Source organism: Paenibacillus allorhizoplanae, from assembly GCF_927798215.1.
Classification (GTDB): Bacteria; Bacillota; Bacilli; order Paenibacillales; family NBRC-103111; genus Paenibacillus_E; species Paenibacillus_E allorhizoplanae.
This window is the reverse complement of sequence record NZ_CAKMMW010000002.1, coordinates 216,855-241,617: the sequence shown is the minus strand read 5'-3', so window position 1 is coordinate 241,617 and position 24,763 is coordinate 216,855. Positions and strand designations below refer to the sequence as shown.

Below are 24,763 nucleotides of genomic sequence, written 5' to 3'. Positions count from 1 at the left end.
ATTCCTCCTTTATCATGAAACGTGTGGGCTGCCCGAGTTAAACGACACTTCCACCTTGTTTCAAATATTTTGCAATGCCGTCCACAGCGCGGTATGCCAAAGCACCCACCGTACCTGTTGGATTGTAGCCGCTGTTGTGAGCGAACGCGGATGCGCCTACGACAAATACATTTTCGGCATCCCACATTTGTAAATATGAGTTAACCGCAGAGGTGGAGGGATCCGCCCCCATAATGACGCCGCCTGTATTGTGGGTCGATTGGTACGGAACGATGTTGTACGCTGCTAACGTATCTGCAGATCCAATCGTCGTTGGGTTCATTTCTTTCATAATTTCTGCAGATTTCCCTGCCATGAATTTGACCATTTGCCGATCCTGTTCTTCAAAATCGAAGGTGATCCGAGGCAGTGGCAGACCGTAAGCATCCTTATAAGTCGGATCCAAATCCACATAATGATGTTTCCATGGCATACTGCTGCCTTGCGGTGAAACAGACAATACACTATTCGCATATTTCAGTGACTTCTGTTTAAAATCTTTCCCCCATGCTGGTGTACCTTTGGGAACGGAGTTTGTCGCAATCGGACGTTGGCCGGTTTGCGAAATTCGGATACCAGCCCCATGGATGAAATTCAGATTCGTGTGGTCGAAATTATCCCCATTGAAATCAGGAATTTCCATGCCAAGGGAACCTGCTCCCGCGTACAAGTTGAACTGCTTTTCATCGAAAAAGCCAGTTGCATTCCCGCCGTTCGTTTGGTAGCAGTAATTTTTACCGATAACACCCTTACCTGTGGCAGGATCGTAGGGTTTCCCCAATTTGGAAGTAAGCAGAAGCTTGATGTTGTTAAATACATAGCTTGCCATGATGACGACATCGGCAGGCTGCTCGAATTGCTCTCCCGTAACAGTATTTACATAAACCACGCCGCTCGCTTTTTTGCCGTCATTCAGCACTTGAATCACATTGGAGTAGGAGCGCAACTCGAAATTGCCGGATTTCTGAGCAATAGGGAGTGCGGTCACGATCACATCTGCTTTTGCCCCGTACTCACAACCAAACCGTTCGCAATAACCGCAATATTGACAGGCTGCACGAGTAATGCCATCGGGGTTCGTATATTGCTCTGACAAATTAGCCGAAGGCATCATATAGGGATGGTACCCGAGTTTTTTGGTCGCATCTTCGAACAATTTCAAGATCGGCGTTTTCACCATCGGTTTGGTCGGGAACGGAGCGGAACGCTTGCCTACAAGTGGGTTTTGCTCAGCATCACCGGAAATGCCTGCCAATTTCTCGAATTTATCGAAATAAGGCTCAAGCGTGTCATAAGTGATGCCCCAATCCTGAATCGTCATGCCTTCTGGGATTTTCTGCTTCCCGTAGCGTTCAACCGTTTTACTGTAAATCTCGAAGTCGTAAGGGAGAAACCGATAGGTTTGTCCATTCCAATGAACACTTGCACCGCCGAGACCTTCCCCGAGCAAGAAGGAGCCGTACTCCCGCATCGGCACAGCGGCCATTTTTTCCGTATTGCGGAAAGTGACGGTTTCTTTGGACAAATCCTGCATAAGATCATAACGAGAAGCGTAACGAAGCTCATCATGCACCATATAGTAATCTGCTGTACTGCGCGGCTTGCCGCGCTCTAGGCCAACAACTTTAACACCTTGTTTCGTTAATTCTGCGGCGATAATTCCCCCGACCCAACCCATTCCAACAATGACAACGGGGACTTTCGGCATTTTAGTAGCCATCAACGTATTCCCTTTCTACGTGAGATTTGTTCCTTAATGTACAAAATGATCGTGCAAGCTGCGAGGTTCCATGACAACGAATTGATCTTTATCAATCATGTTCGTATAGGTCATTTGGTTGCCTGGGTACTTACGCATTTTCCAGCCAGCCATATTCTTATTCCCGCCATATAAGGGATCGGAGTAGACACCTTCCATCACAAGTACGCGAAAAAGGTTGAAAAAGGTTTTACCTGTAATCCCATTTACGACGCTGATTTCACCTTTTTCCATGGAGGTCAGAATCGCATCTTGTTCTTCAGGTTTAATATCTACGAATCCTTTCGTATATTTGGTTTTGGCTGTTTCTTCAAGGCTATTTAACCCCATAGTTATGAGCTCATGGCGTTGAATGCTGAGGTAATCCCCTTGAGTGACTTCACCTTTCACAAACGGTCCCATCCGATAGGTACGGGCATTTACTCCCCATGGGCTAGCTAGTTGATGGTCAATAAAAAAAGCAACACCAAGCTCAGCTGCGCCAGGTCCGCTGTCATCCTTAGGGAAAATACGCTCTGCTGCGGCTTCGGCGATTTGCAGTTGGGATTGATTGAAGAACATCGGTGCTTGATTATAATCAGCTGTGACTTGTGGATTAGGACTTGTTGTAGGTGAAGGAGAGGTCTGGGATGCATCTTTCTTAAACCCTCCAGATACTGCGCTTCCAATGACGCCGCCAACCACCACGCCACCAATGGCAGTTCCGGTGTACTTGAGAAAACGGCGACGTGAGTGATCAGGCGTATGATTATTCGTGTTTTTGTCAGCCAACTTGTCATACCTCCATGGAATTTTATGTACTTCTGGGTAGTTATGGATATGTTGATCTGTAAGCGTATTTCCTATGCATGATTTGCATGAAAATATGGAAACGTGGGTAATGTAGTGGTAGGTTTCCGATTTCTAACCATGTTAAGAACCTATGAATGTGAGGAGAAGCATACTCATGAACAGAAAGATCGTAGTCCTCACCCTCTTGCTTGCTGGAGCTTTATCGGCTTGCGGAAAAAGTGAAACGACACCTAGCCCAACTGCAGGCACAACAACTGCGCCAACTGCATCGGCAAGTACAGGAACAACAACCAAAGCTGATGCACAGACGGTATTTAAAGCTAATTGTGTCAGCTGTCATGGCGCCAATCTGGAGGGTTTAGTCGGGCCAAATCTTCAGAAGGTTGGCGGAAAGCACTCGAAAGAACAACTCACCGCGATAATTGCGAACGGGAAGGGTGCAATGCCTGCTTTTAAAGGAAAGCTATCCGATGATGAGATCAGTTCGTTATCTACATGGCTTGCAGACAAGAAATAATCAGGAATGAACCCGCCCTTCTCTGATAAACGGATCGGCGGGATTTTTCTTTTTTGTAAATAAACGGACATTCATTTCGTTCTCGTAGAGGCATAGGATAATTAAGTAATTGGTAAAATACCGGAAAAAGGTGCTTCCTTTTCTCAATATGCAACAGGGGAGATGAACCAGATGAAGGGCAAAGATCGGTGGAATGATCTCTTTGAGTTTGGGATGTATGTGCTGGCAGGAGCTTGCTTTGTTTACTTTCTTGTTAAAGGCAACGGGGCGAAAATGTTTCAAGCGGTGCTCATTGTGGCTGTACTTCTGCTCATCCGACTCGTAGTTAAATGGACGAAGACGACCATGTTTACCTCGCTGCGTTTCTGTGTGCTGTTATTTATTTTTATCACGATGTTCCTTGCGAATGAATTCGGCTATTATGGTGTCATCCCTTATCTGGATAAAATCGAGCATCTCTTCTCCGGCGTGATCCTTTGCTTCATCGGTTTATTGATTTATACGAAAGCCTCAGATCATCCAGAGGGAACGGAACCACCTTCATCACATGTCGCGGTGTGGCTGTGCTTGTTCTTTTCAATTGCCATGGCAGGAGTTTGGGAGATTTATGAGTTTGCGACGGACCATCTCTTCGGGCTTGATTCACAGAATGGCAGCCTGCTCGATACGATGACAGACATTATTTGTGGAACAATAGGGGCGATTTTGACAGCTTGTTATTTGGCGTTGAAGGCTAGAAAACGGGCTCTACCTTTGGTCGATATAAGATAGTTTTGGCAGTCCCAGCCTTGTCATTTCTCCTCATTTGTGGCACTATTAGCACTATTGAATGGAGGAATTGACAGCATGGAAGAATTGCCTAATTGCCCAAAATGCCAATCTGCCTATACGTATGAAGATGGTAATTTACTGGTGTGCCCGGAGTGTGCGCATGAGTGGTCGTCATCAGATAATGAAGACGAGAACGGCGATGATCAGAAAGTGGTCAAAGACGCGAATGGTAATGTGCTACAAGATGGTGACTCTGTGACGGTCATCAAAGATTTGAAAGTCAAAGGGACTTCATCCGTTATCAAAATTGGTACAAAAGTGAAAAACATTCGCTTAGTCGAAGGCGATCATGATATTGATTGTAAAATCGATGATTTCGGCGCTATGAAGTTAAAGTCGGAGTTTGTTAAAAAGATTTAAGTGTAGATCCGTGCGAAGCGCGGGTCTTTTTTCTTTGAATAGGGGATAGTTTAGTAGCGCGTGACTCAGACTACATGAAGAAGGAAAGATAAGGGTGGCCAACAGAGGAGGGGATCCGTTGCAACTATTTCATCTTAGTTACATTCTTTTGTTTAGCGTTGTGCTCGCGGCAGGAACGATCGGAGTCGCTTGGTTTGTATTTCATAAACGAAAAAGGAAAGCTCGTTAATGTTTAAGATGTATACTTGCCCGTTGGAGCTATAGAAGCTCTAGCGGGCTATTTTTTTTGATTGATTGCTCTATACGACGCATAAAAAGGGAATTGGGAGCTTTTCACGAATACATTCTATGGAGGGGGGCTAACTGTGAAACTATACGAACGATCATTAAAATCTCAACTTGCTAGTGTTTGTATTTTTTTCTTCTTATCTTTGGTACAACTCATCATTAATATTGGAGACCATCGCCCTGTTGGTTTTATTGTTATTTTCAGTTTTTGTCTGGGTCTTTTTCTCCTTCTAGCTATCATTATTAGTATAGATCTCATCCAAAAAGACGCGGAGAAAATAGTGGCTAAAGTAGAATTCATCGAAGAATACCGTATTCATATTCGAAAACCAAATGGAAAGTTAATGAAAGTGCGTGTAAAAGCAACCGAATATGAACAATTCCATATCAATCAATCAGTCGAATTGCTGGTTGCTAAACGGACTAATGCCTTGCTCACAATCAACAGTTTGGATGATGAAATGGAGGATTGCCTTCAAGCGGACATTATTACAACGGAGGACGTATGAAGCGATTACGAAAGCTATTCAAAAGTAAGCTAGTATGGGTTTTGCTCATCCTCATGTTATTCATCTATATGAATAACACATCATTACTTGCCAAAGAACGGACTGGAAGTCCATTTCTAATGGCTCATCGTGGACTCGCGCAAACGTTCCACACCGAAGAATTGAAGAACGATACGTGTACCGCTGAGCGGATCTTTGAGCCGGAACATCCGTATCTGGAGAATACGATCCCTTCCATGCAAGCCGCATTTGATGCCGGGGCCGATGAGGTTGAATTCGATATCCATATGACCAAAGATGATCAATTCGCCGTATTTCATGATTGGACGCTGGACTGTCGGACGAATGTCAAAGGGCAGTCGAAAGACTACACCATGGCTGAACTGAAAAAGGTGGATATAGGTTACGGGTACACGGCCGATAATGGGAAATCGTACCCTTTTCGAGGAAAAGGCATTGGATTGATGCCCTCCTTCAATGAAGTGCTCACGCAGTTTGCTGACAAGATGCTCCTCATTCATATCAAAACCGACGATCGCAAGGAAGGCAACTTATTAGCAGAAATGTTGGCTAAGCTTTCACCCGAAAGGAGGAGCCAGTTGACCATATATGGTGGCGATTTACCTATTTCTATTGTGAAGGAAAAGCTGCCAGATATGCGAGTCATTTCTGTGGATACGATGAAAAACTGTCTGCTCCCGTACCTCGCTTATGGATGGACAGGTCGTATACCTGCCTCCTGTGAGCATATTCAGATTCATATTCCGGAAAAATTGGCTCCGCTGCTGTGGGGATGGCCGAACAAGTTTTTAAACCGAATGGATAAAGTGGATACCCGAGTGATCGTGGTGGGTGGGAACGGCTCGGAGTTTTCAACTGGGTTTGACACACCAGCGGATTTGGAGCGGCTTCCAGCTTCCTACTCCGGCGGAATATGGACGAACCGTATTGACCGCATTGCACCGATTTATAAGTGAGACAAAGAGGGCACCTGCTAGTAGAATCATCTACTTGCGGGCAGCCCTTTTTCATTTTACGATGGCCTATTTTTCACTTATAAAACGTGGATTGAAAAGGTGTTAGCGCTGCAATGACCGCATCACGAAAAACATCACTTCGTGTAATTCGACCATTTGTAAATAAACCATAAGCACCTTCTTTGTGATTACTCCCGATCGTGCTGCTCAGTTCATCTATGATGTGACGCAACTCAGTTCCACCTTGTAATAGTTTCTCGCCAATTTCATGGGGGATGGGGAAATAAAGCCCTTTGCCGACATAGAGTCGCTTCCCGTCCCAAGCTGCACACACGGAGAAGAGATACCACTGCATCGTATGGATGCTGTCATACGTAAGGCCACCTTCGAGTCCAAGTCCAAAGTCGGCTTCAGGCTCTGCCGCAAGCACATTTTTGGCCCTTGTGATCGCACCAAGAATGGTTTCATCTTCGGTCATTGGCTGGTCAGAAACACCAGAAGGGACAGAGTAACAAATCGGTTCTATCCCCGTAGCCACCACCACAGCAGCTCGTTTTGCTTGATTGTTCGTACCTAAAGCGATTCTTACCTTATTGTCAAACATATGAGATCACTCCTAACTCCTAAACGGATCAATGAAATCCATAAGTTCTAGTATATCATGTTTTTATTTCTAATAAGATTAGTGGCGAGATGTGCTTTTTCTGCTCAGTACTAAATGTGTGCGAAGTTGGGCATATTTGTAAAAAAACACAAGTTGATGAAGGGGACAATGGTGCTGCAAGCATGGGGAATATTCTACTCATTACTTTTTATATCCTGACCATCATCACTTTTTTCGTTATAAAGCGAAAGTTGCAACTGTTTGAAACAATCTTTTGCTGGTTAATTGTACTTTTACTACATGGTGTCTACTTTATGATTATCACCTTGAATTATCAGTTATTGATTCCTTCGCCTCGGTTGCCGGATATCATCTTAAGAATCGTATATCAACAAGTGATTACGCCGATTATTGTGATATGGGCTATGGAGCAGTTCTTAAAAATACGTGGATTATTGTACAAGACTTTCTCCATCTGTATGTTCTCAATCTTTCATATGGTATTAAAATTTTGTATGCAAAACTTAGGAATTGTTCAGTACTCTGAAGAGTGGAGAGTATCTTGGTCATGTTTGGAAAGCATCTTGCTCCTTATTTGTACAGGAGTTGCACTACTATTGTATCGTTTGGTTATGCGAAAGGAAGGAATGCCATTTGAGTCATCTTGAGGTGTTATTGCAACGTAATACGCTATTTACACTCGTATGCCTCGTGTTAAGTTATGGTTTCATGTGGGTTTTGCCAAGCAACATGCCTAAATCTGTAAGTATCATCATGATGCTTTTCAGTCTGAATACGGCCAAAAGTTTGGATACGATCATTGCCGTACCACCCTTTGACCTCTATAACACGAATATATATCCGTATTTCGATCTTGCAGATATCCTAACTTGGTGTTTATATCCTGTCTTTGGTTATTTTTTTGCTTACTATTACATCAGGTTCCGTATTCGTGGGTTGATGATTCCTGTCTATATTCTATGTAGTTCATTAATAGGAACAGCCTATGAATCTTTAAATGTTTATTTTGATGTTTTTCAGTATCGACACTGGAAATTAAGTTATTCTTTTTGCGTCTATCTCATCGTGCAGACACTGTGTGTTCTTGTATTTACAAAGCTGAAAAAGCATTGGATTGATCAAAAATATCCATCGACAAGGAGAATCGATCGAACTTGAGTTCTTCACAAGACCATCCGCCACGGAGACAGCAAGCTTTATTAAGTATGGACGGTTTAAGCAGCCTGCGCTGGCAGGATCCAAAGTTAATAGCGTGGTGGTCGGTATCCTTTCCAGGATTCGGTCATTTCCTGCTCCATCAATTTATACGCGGATTTCTTTTATCAGCATGGGAAGTGGCCATTAATTCACTTGCTAGAATCAATGAGGCGATCTATTACTCCTTCAGTGGGCAATTCGAATTGGCGGCACAAGTTATTGAGCCAAGATGGGCATTCGCCTATGCCATCGTTTACTTGTTCGCGATATGGGATAGTTATATCAAAGCGATCGAAGCGAATAAGCAATTCCATCTGGCAAAGTTGGAGGGAGCAAGAATTACTTCCAATTTAATTAAACCTTGGACGATTACGAATATAAGCTTCAAGAGACCTGGAGCAGCTATGGTCTGTTCTTTCGTTTTCCCTGGACTTGGTCAGCTATATAATAACCGACTTGCTTTAGGATTCTATGGCGTATTCTGGTGGTTTATTTATATGACTATGTCACGATCACATGAAGCCACCCTTTATCTCATACTGGGTAAGTTGTCCAAATCGACCGAACTGCTAGATCCACATTGGCTATTATTTATGCCGTCAGTCATCGGAGGCGCTATGTATGACGCATTTATGACAGCGCAAGATCATAATCGACTTTTTCGTCTGGAGCAGAAGCAATACCTAGCAGAAAAGTATCCACATTTTCCATTACGTCTGTTTGAGAAGGAGAATGACCCGCATGCTGATCATTAGTACTTTTGAGCACTCGATTGAAGTGGAGGAAGCACTAGCTGTACTTGAACAGATGGGTCTACCTCGTAATGAAATCATGACCGTCATGATGGATAACTATATGGACATACCCGATCATAATTACAATTCAAATCCGAATAAGAAAACGCTGGCCTTTGAGGTTGGTATGGCAACATCTACGGCATTCACTGTCATAGGGATAAGTTTTGGCTTCATTCTGTACTGGGGACCTATTATTTGGGGAGTTATTTGCGCCATTTGCGGATTTAATATTGGGTATTGGCTAACCCGCATTATGCAAACTAAGATATTTAAACATGTTATAAGGAAAAAAGAGCGATTACCTGAGCTGGCAGTCATTATTCAATGCCATGAGGAACGATTAAAAGAGGTACAGCATGTGTTGTGGGAATATCAAGCGTTATCCGTAGGCAAATTATAAAATAGAACATATACAAGCTTGAGTATTCAAGCTTATTTTTGCTGTAGAAAGAGGCTACTGGATTTATATCCAATAGCCTCTTTTTTTACTATTACGCGTATTTTTATTTCATTTTAGCTAAGTCATAATCAAACCACGTTCGCATTTCACCAGTAGTCAGATTCTCAATCGTGTTGTTGCGATGTTTAATGAAAATGTTTCTGTTCTTATCCAAATAATAATCGCCAAAAACATAGTCGGATAAACGTTTTGTTTCTAATTTCGTATTCAGTGTGTACAGTCCAGCCGTGTCTTGCTCAGCATAATCCTTATTCGAAATGCCATTCAGTACGATATAGAGGCTTCCATCTGTAGATGCAGGATTGGACAATGAAAGATTAGTTATGCCTAATGCATTGACATCTAATTCATGAAGCCGTTCATTGACCATGTGAAGAGTTCCTTCTTGGTCTAGCAAGCCAACGCGGGCGCTACCCGAAATAAAGCCATTTCGACTAGGTAATTTAGCAGAAGCAATCCACACAGTACCGTCGGGGTTCGGGATGACGCGGTCTAGCTTTTGATTGAAGTCTTCGAGTCGTGTCACGTTCCCATTTTGAATAAGAAATGTATACGTCGTGCCATAATTTGGACCAATCGCGGCAATCGGTAAGGTCAAATTAATGGATAAGATAACCTGTTGATCGCCAGCAGGAAAAGCCGTGTACGTATGTTCAGGTGCTCCCCAGGCTGCCGATTCCCAAACATCGGAGTCTGTTAGTGTGTGTACCTTTACATTACCGTAGTACAAATCGCGATCTTTACGCACTAACTCTACCGGTTTACCAGCAAATGGATGTGGAGATGTAGAAAGGCTTTTGATGAATTGATCTTGTTCTTCATTGTTTTTCCATTCGATTTGATAGTTGCTTTTATCCATCTTCAGCATGGACTTTGTACGGTCCGCTGAAAGCAGGGAGTAGAAATATAGTGAACGATGATCGTCACCTATAATGGAATAGATGGCATTTTGCCCGCCAACTAGCGATAGCCCTTCATCATCACTCCATTGGATGTCAATCTGAAGAAGATCATGGACAAATCGCCAAGTTAAAGGCATATAAGTCACATCCTGATACGTTAGAAAGGGGTAAGGCTCTGTTTTATTATTGATTTCTATTTGATTCATCGTGATGGGTACATCGGAAACTTGGACAAAGTAACTGTTTGCATGACTTTTGGTTGTTAGATCCTGTTCAAGTGGGGTTTGATGAATTGGCGGCGGAGTGTTCCGATTTGACCAAATCTGCAATCCATCGGATTCACTCCAGTTGTATTCAATGCCGAGTGTTTGGAAATTGTTCCACGTCATGGGTAGGTAAGTGATGTCTTTATACACCAGAAACGGGTATTGGCTATGGGTAATATCCATGTCTTGACCATTGATTTGAATTGGAAAATAGGGCAGAGATGCCTTCACAGATACGCTTGCTGAAGCTTGCATTGGAAGTATTGGTAACAACCCACACATCAATCCGAGTATGACAAACGAGCATTTTATGGCAAATTTCTTCAAAACATCACCCTTTTCTAAGTTAGTATTGCTACTGATTAGACGCAGAATGATGGGAAAAGTTGTATGAATGGAGGAGGTATTATCCAGATCGTGTTGTTGATGGAAAATTTTGAGTCATGATCTCATTGATTTCCCATGTTACAATCGTTGAGATCCAAGCTGGATCCAAAACTTAGAAGGCCGAAGCTTTTTTGAAGCACGGGGGAACCAATCTTTGGGGTGAAGTCGCGTTATGCGCGGCCGGGTGATTACTCTTTGATCCGAATCCGACAGCTAACCTCGCAGGCCGCAAAAAGGAGAGGTTTATAGTGATACGTTACAAGAAGCTTATTGTTACAGGTGCATTAGGTTTGACTGTCCTGATGGGGGCGAACGCAGCATTTGCTGCTACGGGAACGCACACGGTAGCAGGCAACGATACCATGTGGCTAATCTCTAAGAAATATGGCGTCAGCCTTACTTCGCTGATTAAAGCGAATCCACAGGTAGCCAATCCGAACGTGATTTGGTCGGGGATGAAACTCAACATTCCTGGAAGCACGGGTACAACTGTTGTGACGAAACCACAGGTTACGCCAGCACCTACAGTTACACCGACACCAACGCAATCCACTTTTGCTAGTCAAGTGGTTACCTTAGTAAACCAGGAGAGAACGAAGGCTGGATTGAAGCCTTTGACCAGCAATAGCGCCCTTACCGCGATGGCGCTGGATAAAGCGAAAGACATGTACAGTAACGGATATTTCGATCATACATCGCCAACTTACGGATCACCTTTTGATATGATGAGCTCCTACGGCATTCATTATTCCTACGCGGGTGAAAATATTGCTAAGGGTCAGCAATCCCCTGCAGCCGTCATGACAGCATGGATGAACAGTATCGGTCACCGTCAAAACATTCTAAGTCCGAACTTCACACAAATAGGTGTTGCTTATTATAACGGTGAGTGGGTTCAGGAATTTATAAGTAATTAAAAGGTAAATGTGAATCGTGGCAGTCTCCCTTGGGAGGCTGTTTTTTTGCATGATGTCGAAGGAGATAGGTCGTGTGTGTCGAATTGGAACTCAATTAAAAGATTGGAGTGTTAAAGAAAATTCAGAACACGGTAAATTTGCAATTAAGTTCCCAAGAGGTGCTCATCATGATTAAAATACTAACAGAAATTGAAATTGAAGCATCCATTGATGTTTGCTTTGACATGGCAACGAATATTGATATCCATACGCAGACTGTGTGGCCACATACCAAGGAACGAGCGATAGCTGGAACAACAACTGGCATGGTTCGTGGAGGGGATACGGTTACGTTTGAGGCGAGACATTTCTTAATTAGGCAAAAACACACGTCACTCATTTCGAATTATGTTCGACCTTACCATTTTGTTGATGAAATGTTACAGGGTACTTTCAAAAGTATGAGGCATGAACATGAGTTTATTGATTTAGGGGACAGAACGTTGATGAAAGATACGTTAAGTTTTGAGGCTCCACTGGGTTGGATCGGCAGGTTGGTCGAGAGAGTTGTGTTGAAGAGATATATGACACGATTTTTGAACTATCGGAATGCGCAGTTGAAGATTTTAGCTGAGCGAAAGTAAAGAAAGGAGAAAAGAAGAGAGGGGATACAAATGAGATTCTATATTGCATCCAGTTTCAAAAACATCGACAATGTTCGAAATGTCGCGCAGCAATTGAAGTCGAGGGGATTTATTCAAACTTACGATTGGACGACACACACAGGTATTAATGCACTGCAAGAGCTCGCGGCGATCGGTGCGAAAGAGAAAAAAGCTGTGTTGAGTGCAGACCTCTTCATCATCATGTTACCAGCCGGGAAGGGAAGCCATGTCGAGTTGGGCCTTGCTCTCGGAGCGGGGAAGACTATTTTCATGTATTCTGCAACCAATGAGATATATGATATGGAAAAAACGTGTACGTTTTATCAACTGCCAGAGGTACATAAAATCATTGGAACGATAGATGATTTGGTTTCAACAATCAAGCAAAATAGCCGGTTAACTAATACGGGGGAGCCATATTGAAATAGTAAGGGAACCTAGGTATACATAATTTCGAAGTAATAGGCTCATATTGGCAGCCAACGGAACGTGACAAATAAACCGAAAACGGAAGCCAATGATGTATATCTACATCATTGGCTTCCGTTTTTTTAATCAAATATCGCCTCAAACCGCTTCTTAAACGTTTGAAACATCCACAAATTCACTGCCCACAAGTCTGAAACAGGTTGCTGTGTAAAAGGCAACACTGGCATATACGGCGGCGGCCCGAATTTCGGCGTGAAGGTCATCGTAACCGCTCCAGCATCGAATCGGTGCTGACAGATCGTCAGCCACAAGCTGATGAAGGTTTCCACATGCGCGGCAAATTCTGGTACCCGCGGGTCCGATACCTGCGGTCCTTCCGGATAGCCGACGCGCCCGTGAATGTGGATGGCGCGTGCTAAGCTCAGCTGGACGTCCGCATCCTCCGGACTCGGCATGCTTTCGCAGGCTGCGCACCAATGGCTGAAATCGGCGCCGATTGTAAGCTCCGGCAGCTGCTTCAACACGGCCGCCGTTTGCCACGGCGTGAAAAAAGCTCTCCCGCGATGCGTTTCATGCGCGATTGGAATCCCGATCTCTTGCTCCACACGAATCGCCGCTTCGAAAAAACGCAATTGCTCGTCAGCAGACATACGATCAGCAGCGCTGTGCGAATTGATCAGCTCGGGCCGCAGCTCGGCTGCACGTAACACCTGCTCACGAAAAGATTGAATGTGATTTGGGCCCCGTGTCACCACTTGTGCGATGAACGACAAATTCATGGCGTCCAAATCTTTTCGAAACTGACGATCATCCTTAACGTCGGAAGGAGGCGTGTACTCGACACCGTAATAACCGGCCTCACCGATTTGCTCTAATTTCCCGTTCCACAACCCGTTCCATTCCCAAAGCGATTTATAACCTCGTAATTTCATCTTCATTGCTCCTTATCCATAGTCCAAAGACATATCTATGAGTATAGGACAGGATAAGATTGTAAGACTTATCGTTTCTTCAGAAATACCCAACGTATTTTCACCAAGAAAGATGTCTATAAGCGGTAGGGGATAAATTCGTCCATCGTTTGAATTGTTTGCTGAATTGCGACAAATCCTTGTATCCCAGTTGTTCGGCGATATACTCGATAGAATGAGAGGGGTCCATAAGCATGAGCTTGGCTTGACGAAGTTTAACTGTGCTTAAATAATGACGTGGCGAGACGCCATAAGCTTTGTGAAATACCCGATTACAGTGTGCGGGGCTATAGCCGAGCTGTTTGGCAATGTGCGTTATTCGGAACGGTTCCTGCCCTTTTAGTACCGTAGATGCTTGATGCTCAATTAATGCAGCTAGCTTCGCAGCTAAGCCCGAATCGCCCGTTTGCTGATTAGAAACGACAGCCTCATCGAGTAAGACCTCGCTTAACGCGGTGAAAATACGAAACGAAGCATGCATCGTTTGCAGCTTCAGACTCAGTCCGCTGGAGGTAGTTTCTCTTGCTATTTGGGCGAGATCCATAAGTATGGGGCGGAGTAAACTCTCCATTTTGCTGCCAGAAGGGTGAACGATTTGCCCAATTTGACTTAATTGCTGACGAAACCAAGGATCAGTTACCTCTAAATGTACACACACGTACTCCATCATATTGCCATTGACTGCGCCTAAGCTAGCATGTACTTCATTCGGAAGTATCCAAACCAAGTCACCTTGCTGTTGTACAAAATGCTTGTCGCCAACACGCATACGCTGGGAGCCGTCTACGACAAGATTCAGCTCAAACATCGGATGTTGATGCTCTGGGAATGACCACTGCGCGTTAACCTTGCGAAGATGCGCGGCAAATATTCGGAAGGATGCCTGCACATCAGGCAGCATGCCGCCATGAACGACATTATCTAGACCTGCGGGTAAGGGTTCTTGGTGGAAGACTTTCATATAGGATGACTCCTTTGGAAAAGGTTTTTATGTACTGGATACGATAACTATCTCACTTAAATAGGATGGAATCAAATGTTTCTTTTGTCCAAATGAAGGATTGTATTGCCCATGGGTTCAGGATTTGGATCATTGTATAATAAGGGCAAATGACTGAGAGGAGCATCATCCTGATATGAAGAATCAATTTTTCAACGCACATCATTCACCAATTGGTGCATTTGCAAGCTTTACTCTTGGATTTCCAGGCAAAAGCGGAGGCTTCGATCTCGAACAAGCACGTCCGCCAAAGCAAAATATATATATTGGGCTCGAAACGATCCAAGGCGGCACTTATGACGCACTGCCTTTCTTCGAATATGTTAGTGAGGACGAAAGTCTTCGATATGATATCGAGAATCCGGATCCAAAACCGAAAAAGAAGAAAACCGTTTTCCCTTTTGCACAGGATGAGATTCAACGAGACTTCAAAGTCAGCACAGATACGTGGAAAGCTGGCGATTTGGAATTCAGTCTTATTTCTCCCACGCAGTCTGTACCAGATCCCACAACAGCAAGTGATGAGGAGTTGCGTTTAGCGCTTGTCCCAGCTGTTCTTGCTAAGATTACTGTGGATAATACCAAAGGTACGGCGTCTAGACGAGTATTCTTCGGGTATCAAGGAACAGATCCTTACAGTGCAATGCGCAGGTTGGATGATACGATGGAAGGCGCCGCGGGAATAGGTCAAGGCCGAATTACGGCGATTGTTTCCAAAGATCCTGAAGTACGTTCAGGTCTTTACTTTAGTATCGAAGATATTTTGAAAATGAAAATTGTTGAAAACTTGACCTTCGGTCTCGGTACTGTTGGAGCTTTATTCGCTGATACACCTGCTGGTGAGAAACGCACGTATGAGTTCGCAATTTGTTTCCATCGCGGTGGCATTGTTACTGCGGGTCGTGATGCCTCCTACACCTACACACGTTTATTTCAAAATATTGAAGCCGTTGCTGATTACGCATTAGGTAATTTCGATAAGTTAACAGCATTAGCCCATAGCGCAGACGCTAACATCGAAAATTCACGCTTGTCAGCTGATCAAAAGTTTATGCTTGCCCATGCAATCCGCAGCTATAACGGAAATACACAGCTTCTGGATATGGATGATGAGCCATTCTGGATCGTCAATGAAGGCGAATATCGGATGATGAACACGTTCGATTTGACAGTAGATCAGTTATTTTATGAGTTAGCTGTCAATCCTTGGACGGTTCGCAATGAGTTGGATATGTTCGTGAAACGGTATAGTTATGAAGACATGGTTAGTTTTCCAGGCGACCCTACGGAATACCCGGGTGGAATCTCGTTTACGCATGATATGGGCGTAGCGAATACACTTTCTCGACCAGGGTACTCGGCTTATGAGCTATATGGTTTGGATGACTGTTTTTCCCATATGACACATGAGCAGTTAGTGAACTGGACATTATGCGGAGCAACGTATGTGGCACATACCGACGATCAAACGTGGCTGCAAGCGAATCTTACGATTTTCGAAAAATGTTTAACGAGTATGCTCCATCGCGATCATCCGAATCCAGAATTGCGCAATGGAATCATGTCATTAGACAGCACGCGCACCATGGGCGGAGCAGAAATCACGACGTATGACAGTTTAGATGTCTCGCTGGGACAATCGCGTAACAATATTTATATGGCGGGTAAATGTTGGGCGGCTTACGTGGCGATGGAAACTATTTTTGTTCAAAATGGGAGAGAAGATCTAGCTCTGATCGCAAGTGAGCAGGCGCTAAAATGTGCACAAACAGTAACGTCATTCGTCACAGCAGAAGGATACATACCAGCTGTAGTCGGTGAAGGCAATGATTCCAAAATCATTCCAGCGATCGAAGGCTTAGTATTTCCTTACTTCACAGGCAATAAGTCTGCATTAGATGTGAATGGTCGTTACGGCTTTTATATCGAAGCTTTGAAAAAGCATCTGGACGTTGTTCTTGTTGAAGGTACCTGCCTATTCACAGATGGTGGTTGGAAGCTTTCCTCGACGAGTAATAACTCCTGGTTAAGCAAAATCTATTTATGCCAATTCGTCGCACGTGAAATCTTGGATCTAGCTTGGGATGAAACGGGAGCTGCAGCGGATGCGGCCCATGTTGCTTGGTTGACGCACCCAACATTGTCCATTTGGAGCTGGAGTGATCAAATCATCTCTGGTGAGATTACAGGAAGCAAGTACTACCCGCGCGGTGTTACGAGCATTTTATGGCTGCAAGAAACGAAATAATCACATTCGAGCAACTGAAGCATTCGCTTTGGTTGCTTTTTTGTTGGTACTATTTGTAAAATGGAAGGGATGAGCTTCGTTTGATTGGAGGTAAGTGAACATATGAAAAAAGAAATCTCAGCAGGCGGTGTCGTTTACCGACAAATAGGCGATGATGTTCACATTTTACTAATCGAGGATCGCTATCGGAAGCTGGCTTTTGCGAAAGGTCGCATGGAGGCTGGGGAGACGATAGAGCAAGCGGCGCTTCGGGAAATAAAAGAAGAAACCAATATTGATGGCAAGATCATTCAGCCACTGATCATCAATTATTATCAGTTTGAGCACACGGAACATGGCCAAGTGGAGAAGGAAACTCATTATTATTTAGTCGAAGCGCTCAGCGATGAGCTCAAAGCTCAAACGGAGGAAATTCGGGGAGTAAAGTGGCATGGAGCGGCTGATGCCTGGGCCGAACACAATTTGAATGGATACGAGAATAATCGCGGGATTTTGAAAATGGCGCTTGAAATTTTGGGATTCCTAGGTGAAGAGGATGAGATGAAGGTATAATGAAAGCGTATAGATTTGGTTATGTGTTGGTGACCTTTTGGCTGATTTGGATGTTCTATGGTTTTAACAAATATAACGATGTTGATGAGAATAAAATGTATCAAATTTTAGCGATTACAGGATTAGGGTTTATTCTATTTCCAATTTATTTTGTTGGGGTGTATGTATGTGGCGTGTTTATGAAAAGAAAAACTTAACAGAATACCGACATGGAAATTGTCGATACGATCCTTGTGGACCGAGGTCATGTTAGAACAACTAGGGGGCGAAACTTTTGAATAGTAAAAACGAATTACAACAGCTGCATTTCGAAGATCAACTTGCTTTTGAACAGTGGCTTGCGATAAATCATAACACTTCTCCTGGGATCCGATTGCAAATCGCAAAAAAAGGTGCTCGTATCAAAACGGTTTCTTACGATCAGGCTCTCGAGAGCGCGTTGTGTTATGGGTGGATTGATAGCCAGAAAGAAAAAGCGGACGAGCAGATGTGGCTTCAACGTTTTACGCCTCGGGGTGTTAGAAGCATCTGGTCCAAAGTAAATAAAGATAAAGCAGAGACTCTGATTGCTAATGGGCGTATGAAGCCTTCTGGAATGAAGGCGATAGAGGCTGCCAAGAAGAATGGACAGTGGGAGAAAGCATATGAACCGCAGAGTCATGCCACGATCCCAGAGGATTTTGCTTTGCAATTGGAGAAGAATAGCGAGGCGAAAGCCTTCTATGATACGCTGGATCGTCAAAATAAATATGCCATCACGTTCCGAATTCATACAGCCAAGATTCAAGAAACGCGTGTGAAGCGGATTCAGGAGTTTATTTTGATGCTTGAAAATGGGGAGAAGATTTATCCTTAGATACTAATAATCGGAGAGGAAAACGAACATCATGACGAAAAAACTCTATTATGAGAATGCCTATTTGAAAGAATGGCAAACAACAATAAGCCAAAAGATTGAAAGAGAAGATGGTTATTATGTCCTCTTGGAGGAGACTGCATTTTATCCGCATGGCGGTGGACAACCTTGTGATGCCGGTGAAATAAACGGTATTCCTGTGTCGGATGTTCTTCTTGAAGAGGACGAAGTGCTACATAAGCTGGAACGGATGCCGGAAGGAACGCAGGCAAACTGCAAGCTGGAATGGCAGCTTCGATTCGATCATATGCAGCAGCATAGTGGTCAGCATTTACTTTCGGCCGTATGCCGAGATTTATATGAGGCTAACACAGTGAGTTTTCATTTGGGTACAGATTATTGCACAATCGATGTAGAGACGCTGGATCTTGAACCTAGTAAGTTAGCTGCGATTGAGATTGCGGTGAATTGTAAGATTTACGAGAATCGGGCGATCAGCAGCTATTTCGTAACACCTGAGGAGCTAGCGCAGCTGCCACTTGTTAAACAGCCAAAGGTGACGAAAGACATTCGGATTGTTGAAATCAAAGGCGTGGAGTATAACGCTTGTGGAGGTACACATGTTTCGTCAACAGGTGAAATCGGGATCATTAAGCTTTTGAAAACAGAGAAGCAAAAGGGGAACACCCGGATATATTTCTTATGCGGCTTTCGTGCGTTGGCTGAATTTAACGAGAATGTGAGAATTCTAGGGGCATTGTCTGGTAAATTTAATACGGGCAAGGATGAAATCATAGATCGCATTGAGAAGTGGGAGCAGGAACATAAACTTGTTCAAACAGATTTAGCTGGTCTTAAAGAGAAACTAGATGAGTACTTGGCGCAGGAGTTGTTGGTAGAAAGTAAGGACGTTATTGCACACCAGTTCGACGATAAATCATTGAAGGACATGCAGAATTTAGCAACGAAGGTTGCCTCGAAGACCGATTTGCCAATCTTGTTTATTAGTACTTCTGAGAATAAAGTCGTTCTTGCACACAATGGCCAATATGCACAAGCATGCGGAGCCTTTTTCAAAGCTCATCTAGGAAGCTACAACGGCAAAGGCGGCGGCAGTGATAAGTTAGCCCAAGCGGGGTTCTCCAGTGGAGAGGATGCTTTGGCCTTTTATAAGTTTGCGATAGCGCAGTTGAAAGGGAACTAAGGAAGATCGTTTGGAGGGATTTTAATGAAGAAACGATTAACCATTTTTTTCGCAGCAGCTGTAATATTAATTGGGGTTTATTTTATTTCTGAACTCTTTAGAACCGAACCACCTAAACCGACTATTACGGCTGGCGATAAGAAAATTGCTTTCGCGCAAGGTTCTTATTGTTGGTCAGGTTTATTTAGTGGAAAGTGCTCGGATATGGTTGCTCCTCCTGAGCTTATTAAATATGCGGGTCTTAATCCCGTTGTGGTCTCACCAGAATCCCAAATAACGATCAAATTTAGAAAGAAACCTAAGAAAAATTCATTGGGTGCTCAGTTATGGAAAAATAACGATAGGACATCTGAAACTGTCCAACTGAAGAATCAAATTTTAACGGTACCTAAAGAAAAAGGTGTGTACATATACGGGATTTCCGCAAATTGGAGCAAAGGAAGTTCCATGTATTTCTTTGTTATAGAGGTTTAATCGATCAGTTCTTTTGAAGAAGGCTATCTTAAACTTTGTTTTTGATATTCGATATATGCGAACTAATGTTCTATAATTAATAAATCGCGATTTATCAGCCCTCCTACTATATCAGATCACCGAACTGCTCCTGTAAAGTTGCCTATATATAGTCATTTTGCAACTTGAATAATGTTTGAAAAAATGATATATTTTAATTATTAGATAATTTTCTAAATATATAAAGATAAAGAGGTGAACAACAAAGTTTGAGCATTGGGATGTATTGCTGATGTGTAAAATTACACGTCAAATGGATCCAAACCGATTTAATTATATTGAATTTGAAGATACTTTCGAAATGCTTTGTCTATTAATATTGTGAAAATTTCTCATATTGGAGGCACATACTTTTGAAAACGAATGCTACAATTCCCTTAAAAGTGATCTCAGCTATGCTGGCCTTAACCGTCAGTCTCCCGACCGTCTCAACTGCTGCAGCCAGTAAGACGCTGGTGGTTACTCCTGCTTCACATGTCCAAATTGCTGCTGACCGTTCAGCGCAAAACGTACCCTTACGTGCAGTTGTCGAAACACTTGGTGGAGAAGTGTTGTGGGACGAAACCAGTTCGTCTGTAAGTATCAAATATCTCGGACATGCATTATCCTTGAAAATCGGGAGCAATGAAGCTGTAATCGACGGTAAGGTGATTACATTGCCGTCGGCGACGCAGCTCGTAGAAGAACACACCATTTTTGCGCTTCGTGCTCTCAATGAAGCACTCGGTACCACAATCGGTTGGGACGACCAAGCCCAAGCTATCATCTTTGATAAAACGGATCTCACAGGCAAAGCGACAGCTTTTATTGCCTCCGCATTGGGCTCATCGCCAAACAGTTCGACACAGTATTTTAGCGCCAATCTGGGGTCAGTTGCAACGGCGGAGAGTATCAAACAATTTTTCGGAAACGTAACAGGTCAACTTGGAAGTTATAAAGGTGTAGCCAAACTCACGTCCGACAAAACCATTGTACACGAAAATGTGAGGCTCACTCTCACTTTTGAAAAAAGCGAAATACCTTTCGTCCTCAGATTTAATCATGGAGGAGAGATCGATGACTTTTTGCTCGATTCTTCCGCAGCAATGAAGCTAGAAGGTTACAAACTGCCGAGCTATGCGAATTCGGAAACATATAACGAAAAGGAAGTGATGATCGGTGAAGGTCGCTGGGCTTTACCTGGCACACTGACGCTGCCGACAGGAAAAGGTCCACATCCTGTAGTTGTGCTCGTACACGGATCGGGGCCGAATGACCGCGACGAGTGGCTTGGCGCGCTGAAGCCGTTCAGCGATCTAGCAGTAGGCCTGGCTTCACAAGGTATTGCCGTTCTACGTTATGAAAAACGCAGCCTTGAATATCCGGCGCAGCTCAGTCTTTTGCCAAATATGACGATGAAAGAAGAAGCGCTCGACGATGCGCTTACCGCCGTCAAACAAATGAGAAACACCGAAGGCATCGATCCTAGACAGATTTATGTACTTGGACATAGCCAAGGAGGTTTCATGATGCCGCGTCTTGTAGAAGCGGATATAGATAAGCAAATTGCAGGAACTGTGCTAATGTCAGCGCCAGGCGGCTCCTTTTTCGACTTATTGGAAAAGCAATTTTCTTATCTCGTAGATCTGAAACAGATGCCTCCCCAATCGTTGGACTTTTATAAAAAGCAGTTTGCCATCTTGAAGGACCCTAACTTGTCCACCGCCAACCCTCCGAAAGAATATTCACTCGGAAATTGGTTTATGGACCTACGCGGTTATGAACCCGCTGAAAAGGCGAAGACTCAGACAGGGAAAATGCTCGTCCTACAGGGAGGGCGCGATTACCAAGTCATGCCGGAACAGCTTGATATCTGGAAGAACAATTTGAAAGATCGGAAAGACGTTACTTATCTCCTGTACCCAAAACTCAATCACTTCTATACCGAAGGCGAAGGAGCCATGAGCACGCCTCAGGAGTATTTTAAGCAGGGTAACATCCCGTCGGAAGTCATCAATGACATCGGCAATTGGGTTAAAAACAAATAAGTTTGCAGAAAAGTAAAAGGAGTACTAACAAGTAAATCACCTGGATTCATTGCCTTGCTTGAATTTCATTTAGATCAACGCTATAATAGACTCATAAAGTCTTTAATGGGGGCATGAAAATGAAATATTCACAAGCGACTGATTATGCCCTTCATGCGATGCTCTATCTGGTAAACTCTGACCCTGATAAACCTGTTGGTGTGCAATTGCTTTCTGAGAAGCTAACTGTTTCACAGACTTATTTATCTAAGTTAATGACGAAGCTTGTCAAAGCGGGCCTAATCCATTCTTCTTCCGGAGCTAACGGTGGGTATCGCATCAAGCGTAATCAGCAGGACATCTCCTTTCTCGATATTATTCGGGCAATTGAAGGTACCGCTTCTTTGTTCGAATGCAGCTTTAATCATGGAAACGGCTGTCAGATACAGCAGGTTGTGATGGATGCGGAACAACAGTTGGAACAGTATCTGGCAAGTAAGAAAATCGCAGATTTGGTGGGAATGCATAAGGCGGAATAAGTTCCGTCATTTTTTTTAGGTCTATTGTAGATATTAGGAGTCTATTAAGTCTCTAATAATTCATAAACGAAAGGAAGATGAACATGATTTATGATTGTTTAATTATCGGTGGAGGACCTGCAGGTCTTAACGCAGCTTTAGTTTTAGGAAGAGCAAGAAAGAATGTACTTCTGATTGATGAGGGGCGACCTCGTAATCGGGTTACGCAAGAAACGCATGGTTTTCTGTCACGAGACGGTATAAAGCCAAGTGAGTTTCGGCGGATTGCTTTGGAACAGATTCGTGTTTATCCAACTGTGAATCATGTGTCTGATGCGGCAGTGTCGATAACAGGAAGTGATGGCGATTTTCAAATCACGACAGCTCAGGGAGAGCATTATGAAGGTAAGAAGGTTCTTTTTGCAATAGGTAAAAAAGACATACCATTGGATATTAACGGTTTAGCCGAGGTATATGGTAAGAGCGCTTTTGTATGCCCGTATTGTGATGGTTGGGAATTAAGAGATCAGCCACTGGTGCTCATTGTGAATGGAGCCAAGGCGCTTCATCTTGCGAAGATGATTTCTGGTTGGACGAGCCGATTCACGATATGCACGAACGGACCTGATGAGTTGTCAGATGCTGAAAAAGAAGAACTTAAGCAACATAACGTACCGATATATGATTCGCCTATACGCTCCATTGTATCCAATGAGGGCTACGTTCAACATGTGGAACTAGAGGACGGAACCCGACTCCCGTGTACGGGGATTTTCTTTGGCCCGAAATTAGTGATTGGATCAGATCTGCCGCAAACAATAGGCTGTGAGATGACGGAAGCGAGAACGGTTGTGGTAGATCAATTCGGTAAAACGAATGTTCCAGGCATATATAGTGCTGGAGATGCGGCATCTGAGATGTATCAAGCCATTATGGCTGCCTCCTTAGGCGCGATAGCTGGTATGTCCATAAATGGTGAACTGCTCATGGCGAATTGGCAAAAGGCGAGTTTGCAGTAAGATTGGAAATGAAAGAATGGAGATTGCCCAAATGAAGGATAAATTTACCTATAATACGGAAATGGCTCAGACATATGAAACAAACGCTCGTATCTCAATACCTACGTATGACGCGTTATTCGGGATGGTTCAATCCTATTTCCGTACAGAAATAAGCGGTGAAGACGCTTCGGTGCTAGTCATCGGAGCAGGAGGGGGGAAAGAACTATCCACATGGGGACCAGCTAACCCTGAATGGACCTTCACAGGCGTGGACATTTCAGAAGAAATGCTTAAAATTGCCCAACACAAAACGAACCAACTGGGCATGTCCCATCGCGTAAATCTCATCCATGGAACGATCAACGATTTGCCAATCGCAGACGAGGCCTTTGATGCGGCAAGCTGCATATTGGTTCTGCATTTCATTGACAATGTGCAGGAGAAGCTGGAGCTGCTCAGAAGCATTCATGCACATATGAAACCAGGAGCTCCATTTGTGCTTGTAAGTGCGTATGGGGATCGCGATGCTACTGAACTAAAGGACAGGTTGAATGTTTGGAGGAGTTTTTGGTTGGATGCTGGGAAACCGCCAGCCGTAGTCAACGAAATGGTGAATACAGGTATTATGAAAATATCCTTCTTGCCTGAAAAGCAGATCGAAGGATTATTGCGAGAATCCGGCTTTACCCATATAACGAAGTTCTTTGTAACAGGACTTTTCGGGGGTTGGATGTGTCATGCAGGAGGAACTGATGGCTTGGACATCGAATGTGATGTGTAGTTGAGATCTAAATAATGATGAATTCAATGAAATGGAAAAAGGAGTTAACTACATGCGCGCTCAAAAATTACGCCCTTTTGTTCCGTCAGGGGAGGATTTCCCTCTTGCTGTGCAGTTTTATACGGATCTCGGATTTGAACAAATATTCGCAAATCATCAGGGTGTCATTTTCAAAGTTGACGAAATGGAATTTCATTTACAAAATTATCATAACGTAGAATTACAACAAAATTATATGCTGGAATTGTGTGTACAGGACATAGACGTGTGGTGGACTCATATCCAAAATACGGAGGTCGTCAATAAATATCAAATTCGAGCTACCGCGCCTAAGATGCAACCTTATGGAAAACGAGCCATTCATCTGATTGACCCCGCGGGTGTTCTCTGGCATTTTACTGAATAACATCACCAAAT

General features: G+C 43.6%; 28 protein-coding genes and 1 riboswitch. Of the genes, 22 read left to right on the top strand and 6 right to left on the bottom strand.

Annotated elements, in window-relative coordinates:
- Nucleotides 1-37: 37 nt before the first annotated feature.
- On the bottom strand, nt 38-1,759 hold the full coding sequence (locus L6I86_RS03655; RefSeq protein ID WP_236284707.1) for a GMC family oxidoreductase: 1,722 nt from the start codon (nt 1,757-1,759) through the stop codon (nt 38-40).
- A 33-nt stretch (nt 1,760-1,792) separates the two neighbouring features.
- Nucleotides 1,793-2,569 (bottom strand): gluconate 2-dehydrogenase subunit 3 family protein, encoded by a 777-nt coding sequence (locus tag L6I86_RS03650; protein WP_236284705.1) that lies wholly within the window; start codon nt 2,567-2,569, stop codon nt 1,793-1,795.
- A 175-nt stretch (nt 2,570-2,744) separates the two neighbouring features.
- Here L6I86_RS03650 and L6I86_RS03645 point away from each other — a divergent pair, with 175 nt between their 5' ends.
- The 5 genes from L6I86_RS03645 to L6I86_RS03625 all read left to right on the top strand — a co-directional run bounded on the left by L6I86_RS03645 (nt 2,745) and on the right by L6I86_RS03625 (nt 6,072).
- Nucleotides 2,745-3,107, top strand: a complete 363-nt coding sequence (locus L6I86_RS03645; RefSeq protein WP_236284703.1) for a c-type cytochrome — start codon at nt 2,745-2,747, stop codon at nt 3,105-3,107.
- Between the two features lie 171 nt (nt 3,108-3,278).
- Entirely contained in the window at nt 3,279-3,878 is a 600-nt protein-coding gene (locus L6I86_RS03640; protein WP_236284702.1) for a DUF2238 domain-containing protein, read from the top strand.
- A 75-nt stretch (nt 3,879-3,953) separates the two neighbouring features.
- The gene (locus L6I86_RS03635) at nt 3,954-4,298 is read left to right on the top strand and encodes a zinc ribbon domain-containing protein YjdM (RefSeq protein WP_236284699.1); all 345 of its coding nucleotides are present in this window, start codon (nt 3,954-3,956) and stop codon (nt 4,296-4,298) included.
- A 365-nt stretch (nt 4,299-4,663) separates the two neighbouring features.
- Nucleotides 4,664-5,095, top strand: coding sequence for a hypothetical protein (locus L6I86_RS03630; protein ID WP_236284697.1), 432 nt, complete (start codon nt 4,664-4,666; stop codon nt 5,093-5,095).
- Complete coding sequence (locus L6I86_RS03625) at nt 5,092-6,072, top strand: glycerophosphodiester phosphodiesterase family protein (protein WP_236284695.1); 981 nt, start codon at nt 5,092-5,094, stop codon at nt 6,070-6,072. Before L6I86_RS03630 ends, L6I86_RS03625 begins: the two co-directional genes overlap by 4 nt.
- A 73-nt stretch (nt 6,073-6,145) precedes the next feature.
- On the opposite strand, the gene L6I86_RS03620 is transcribed toward L6I86_RS03625, so the two are convergent.
- Nucleotides 6,146-6,676, bottom strand: a complete 531-nt coding sequence (locus L6I86_RS03620; RefSeq protein WP_236284693.1) for a DUF84 family protein — start codon at nt 6,674-6,676, stop codon at nt 6,146-6,148.
- A gap of 669 nt (nt 6,677-7,345) precedes the next feature.
- Between L6I86_RS03620 and L6I86_RS03615 the strand changes: the two genes are divergently transcribed.
- The 3 genes from L6I86_RS03615 to L6I86_RS03605 are packed head-to-tail and all read left to right on the top strand — an operon-like array spanning nt 7,346 to nt 9,091.
- The gene (locus L6I86_RS03615; RefSeq protein WP_236284691.1) at nt 7,346-7,855 is read left to right on the top strand and encodes a hypothetical protein; all 510 of its coding nucleotides are present in this window, start codon (nt 7,346-7,348) and stop codon (nt 7,853-7,855) included.
- Nucleotides 7,852-8,649: a hypothetical protein gene (locus tag L6I86_RS03610; RefSeq protein ID WP_236284690.1), complete on the top strand. Its 798-nt coding sequence runs from the start codon at nt 7,852-7,854 to the stop codon at nt 8,647-8,649. Before L6I86_RS03615 ends, L6I86_RS03610 begins: the two co-directional genes overlap by 4 nt.
- Nucleotides 8,636-9,091, top strand: coding sequence for a hypothetical protein (locus L6I86_RS03605; RefSeq protein ID WP_236284688.1), 456 nt, complete (start codon nt 8,636-8,638; stop codon nt 9,089-9,091). The genes L6I86_RS03610 and L6I86_RS03605 overlap by 14 nt, the downstream gene beginning before the upstream one ends.
- Before the next feature lie 103 nt (nt 9,092-9,194).
- Here L6I86_RS03605 and L6I86_RS03600 read toward each other — a convergent pair whose 3' ends face one another.
- Nucleotides 9,195-10,574, bottom strand: a complete 1,380-nt coding sequence (locus L6I86_RS03600) for a hypothetical protein (RefSeq protein WP_236284687.1) — start codon at nt 10,572-10,574, stop codon at nt 9,195-9,197.
- A gap of 240 nt (nt 10,575-10,814) precedes the next feature.
- Nucleotides 10,815-10,949: riboswitch (cyclic di-AMP (ydaO/yuaA leader) on the top strand.
- Nucleotides 10,950-10,954: 5 nt separating this feature from the next.
- On the opposite strand from L6I86_RS03600, the gene L6I86_RS03595 reads away from it, so the two are divergent.
- From L6I86_RS03595 to L6I86_RS03585, 3 genes are all read left to right on the top strand, one after another.
- Entirely contained in the window at nt 10,955-11,623 is a 669-nt protein-coding gene (locus L6I86_RS03595) for a CAP domain-containing protein (protein ID WP_236284686.1), read from the top strand.
- Nucleotides 11,624-11,790: 167 nt separating this feature from the next.
- Entirely contained in the window at nt 11,791-12,246 is a 456-nt protein-coding gene (locus tag L6I86_RS03590) for an SRPBCC family protein (RefSeq protein WP_236284685.1), read from the top strand.
- 30 nt (nt 12,247-12,276) lie between these two features.
- The gene (locus L6I86_RS03585) at nt 12,277-12,690 is read left to right on the top strand and encodes a group-specific protein (protein WP_236284684.1); all 414 of its coding nucleotides are present in this window, start codon (nt 12,277-12,279) and stop codon (nt 12,688-12,690) included.
- A gap of 128 nt (nt 12,691-12,818) precedes the next feature.
- On the opposite strand, the gene L6I86_RS03580 is transcribed toward L6I86_RS03585, so the two are convergent.
- Both L6I86_RS03580 and L6I86_RS03575 read right to left on the bottom strand, forming a co-directional pair.
- Nucleotides 12,819-13,628 (bottom strand): sugar phosphate isomerase/epimerase family protein, encoded by an 810-nt coding sequence (locus tag L6I86_RS03580; RefSeq protein ID WP_236284683.1) that lies wholly within the window; start codon nt 13,626-13,628, stop codon nt 12,819-12,821.
- A 100-nt stretch (nt 13,629-13,728) separates the two neighbouring features.
- On the bottom strand, nt 13,729-14,628 hold the full coding sequence (locus L6I86_RS03575; RefSeq protein ID WP_236284682.1) for a helix-turn-helix transcriptional regulator: 900 nt from the start codon (nt 14,626-14,628) through the stop codon (nt 13,729-13,731).
- Nucleotides 14,629-14,803: 175 nt separating this feature from the next.
- On the opposite strand from L6I86_RS03575, the gene L6I86_RS03570 reads away from it, so the two are divergent.
- The 11 genes from L6I86_RS03570 to L6I86_RS03520 all read left to right on the top strand — a co-directional run bounded on the left by L6I86_RS03570 (nt 14,804) and on the right by L6I86_RS03520 (nt 24,752).
- Entirely contained in the window at nt 14,804-16,915 is a 2,112-nt protein-coding gene (locus tag L6I86_RS03570) for a glycoside hydrolase family 52 protein (RefSeq protein WP_236284681.1), read from the top strand.
- Nucleotides 16,916-17,017: 102 nt separating this feature from the next.
- Nucleotides 17,018-17,467, top strand: a complete 450-nt coding sequence (locus L6I86_RS03565) for an NUDIX hydrolase (protein WP_236284680.1) — start codon at nt 17,018-17,020, stop codon at nt 17,465-17,467.
- Entirely contained in the window at nt 17,467-17,664 is a 198-nt protein-coding gene (locus L6I86_RS03560) for a hypothetical protein (protein ID WP_236284679.1), read from the top strand. Before L6I86_RS03565 ends, L6I86_RS03560 begins: the two co-directional genes overlap by 1 nt.
- A gap of 77 nt (nt 17,665-17,741) precedes the next feature.
- The gene (locus L6I86_RS03555; protein ID WP_236284677.1) at nt 17,742-18,323 is read left to right on the top strand and encodes a YdeI/OmpD-associated family protein; all 582 of its coding nucleotides are present in this window, start codon (nt 17,742-17,744) and stop codon (nt 18,321-18,323) included.
- 31 nt (nt 18,324-18,354) lie between these two features.
- Complete coding sequence (locus tag L6I86_RS03550; RefSeq protein ID WP_236284675.1) at nt 18,355-19,527, top strand: alanyl-tRNA editing protein; 1,173 nt, start codon at nt 18,355-18,357, stop codon at nt 19,525-19,527.
- Between the two features lie 24 nt (nt 19,528-19,551).
- Nucleotides 19,552-20,001, top strand: coding sequence for a hypothetical protein (locus L6I86_RS03545; protein WP_236284673.1), 450 nt, complete (start codon nt 19,552-19,554; stop codon nt 19,999-20,001).
- Nucleotides 20,002-20,393: 392 nt separating this feature from the next.
- Nucleotides 20,394-22,067: an alpha/beta fold hydrolase gene (locus tag L6I86_RS03540; protein ID WP_236284671.1), complete on the top strand. Its 1,674-nt coding sequence runs from the start codon at nt 20,394-20,396 to the stop codon at nt 22,065-22,067.
- A gap of 119 nt (nt 22,068-22,186) precedes the next feature.
- Complete coding sequence (locus L6I86_RS03535) at nt 22,187-22,585, top strand: RrF2 family transcriptional regulator (RefSeq protein WP_056621370.1); 399 nt, start codon at nt 22,187-22,189, stop codon at nt 22,583-22,585.
- A 77-nt stretch (nt 22,586-22,662) separates the two neighbouring features.
- Nucleotides 22,663-23,583, top strand: coding sequence for an NAD(P)/FAD-dependent oxidoreductase (locus L6I86_RS03530; protein ID WP_236284670.1), 921 nt, complete (start codon nt 22,663-22,665; stop codon nt 23,581-23,583).
- A gap of 31 nt (nt 23,584-23,614) precedes the next feature.
- Nucleotides 23,615-24,346, top strand: a complete 732-nt coding sequence (locus L6I86_RS03525) for a class I SAM-dependent methyltransferase (RefSeq protein ID WP_236284669.1) — start codon at nt 23,615-23,617, stop codon at nt 24,344-24,346.
- A 31-nt stretch (nt 24,347-24,377) separates the two neighbouring features.
- Nucleotides 24,378-24,752, top strand: coding sequence for a VOC family protein (locus L6I86_RS03520; protein ID WP_236284668.1), 375 nt, complete (start codon nt 24,378-24,380; stop codon nt 24,750-24,752).
- Nucleotides 24,753-24,763 lie beyond the last annotated feature (11 nt).

Excerpts from the sequence above, each read along its gene's own strand:
- L6I86_RS03655 (WP_236284707.1), bottom strand. The coding sequence starts at position 1,759 with ATGGCTACTAAAATGCCGAAAGTCCCCGTTGTCATTGTTGGAATGGGT.
- L6I86_RS03645 (WP_236284703.1), top strand. The coding sequence starts at position 2,745 with ATGAACAGAAAGATCGTAGTCCTCACCCTCTTGCTTGCTGGAGCTTTA.
- L6I86_RS03640 (WP_236284702.1), top strand. The coding sequence starts at position 3,279 with ATGAAGGGCAAAGATCGGTGGAATGATCTCTTTGAGTTTGGGATGTAT.
- L6I86_RS03635 (WP_236284699.1), top strand. The coding sequence starts at position 3,954 with ATGGAAGAATTGCCTAATTGCCCAAAATGCCAATCTGCCTATACGTAT.
- L6I86_RS03625 (WP_236284695.1), top strand. The coding sequence starts at position 5,092 with ATGAAGCGATTACGAAAGCTATTCAAAAGTAAGCTAGTATGGGTTTTG.
- L6I86_RS03620 (WP_236284693.1), bottom strand. The coding sequence starts at position 6,676 with ATGTTTGACAATAAGGTAAGAATCGCTTTAGGTACGAACAATCAAGCA.
- L6I86_RS03605 (WP_236284688.1), top strand. The coding sequence starts at position 8,636 with ATGCTGATCATTAGTACTTTTGAGCACTCGATTGAAGTGGAGGAAGCA.
- L6I86_RS03600 (WP_236284687.1), bottom strand. The coding sequence starts at position 10,574 with ATGCAAGCTTCAGCAAGCGTATCTGTGAAGGCATCTCTGCCCTATTTT.
- L6I86_RS03590 (WP_236284685.1), top strand. The coding sequence starts at position 11,791 with ATGATTAAAATACTAACAGAAATTGAAATTGAAGCATCCATTGATGTT.
- L6I86_RS03585 (WP_236284684.1), top strand. The coding sequence starts at position 12,277 with ATGAGATTCTATATTGCATCCAGTTTCAAAAACATCGACAATGTTCGA.
- L6I86_RS03580 (WP_236284683.1), bottom strand. The coding sequence starts at position 13,628 with ATGAAATTACGAGGTTATAAATCGCTTTGGGAATGGAACGGGTTGTGG.
- L6I86_RS03575 (WP_236284682.1), bottom strand. The coding sequence starts at position 14,628 with ATGAAAGTCTTCCACCAAGAACCCTTACCCGCAGGTCTAGATAATGTC.
- L6I86_RS03570 (WP_236284681.1), top strand. The coding sequence starts at position 14,804 with ATGAAGAATCAATTTTTCAACGCACATCATTCACCAATTGGTGCATTT.
- L6I86_RS03565 (WP_236284680.1), top strand. The coding sequence starts at position 17,018 with ATGAAAAAAGAAATCTCAGCAGGCGGTGTCGTTTACCGACAAATAGGC.
- L6I86_RS03560 (WP_236284679.1), top strand. The coding sequence starts at position 17,467 with ATGAAAGCGTATAGATTTGGTTATGTGTTGGTGACCTTTTGGCTGATT.
- L6I86_RS03550 (WP_236284675.1), top strand. The coding sequence starts at position 18,355 with ATGACGAAAAAACTCTATTATGAGAATGCCTATTTGAAAGAATGGCAA.
- L6I86_RS03545 (WP_236284673.1), top strand. The coding sequence starts at position 19,552 with ATGAAGAAACGATTAACCATTTTTTTCGCAGCAGCTGTAATATTAATT.
- L6I86_RS03535 (WP_056621370.1), top strand. The coding sequence starts at position 22,187 with ATGAAATATTCACAAGCGACTGATTATGCCCTTCATGCGATGCTCTAT.
- L6I86_RS03530 (WP_236284670.1), top strand. The coding sequence starts at position 22,663 with ATGAACATGATTTATGATTGTTTAATTATCGGTGGAGGACCTGCAGGT.
- L6I86_RS03525 (WP_236284669.1), top strand. The coding sequence starts at position 23,615 with ATGAAGGATAAATTTACCTATAATACGGAAATGGCTCAGACATATGAA.
- L6I86_RS03520 (WP_236284668.1), top strand. The coding sequence starts at position 24,378 with ATGGAAAAAGGAGTTAACTACATGCGCGCTCAAAAATTACGCCCTTTT.